Origin of the sequence: Methanobrevibacter sp. 87.7 (genome assembly GCF_002208625.1) — an archaeon.
GTDB lineage: Archaea > Methanobacteriota > Methanobacteria > Methanobacteriales > Methanobacteriaceae > Methanarmilla.
In genome coordinates, this window is the sequence record NZ_MRCT01000299.1 from 1 (window position 1) to 230 (window position 230).

The window sequence follows — 230 nt, forward strand, 5'->3', positions numbered from 1 at the left end:
GACACTCTCACTTCTAACCTTGGCAGACCTTAATGACACTACAGAAAAGATAATCATGGGTATCTGGTGTGTAGAGACTGCAAGGGATGACGGTGCCCTAGTCTCTACAGTGCTCTACCTTTTAGGAATGGAGCCTGTCTGGCATAACTCATCAAGTGCAGGATTTGACGAAGAGGGCATTCCTACAGGTAAGAAAGTTGAGGACTTGCCTAATGTCATAGCATTGGAAA

At 45.2% G+C, this 230-nt stretch carries 1 protein-coding gene; it reads left to right on the forward strand.

Translation table 11 applies throughout. The features are described 5' to 3' along the window. A partial coding sequence (locus BGI41_RS08305) for a cobaltochelatase subunit CobN (RefSeq protein ID WP_143744833.1) occupies positions 1-230 on the forward strand: 230 nt, incomplete at both ends.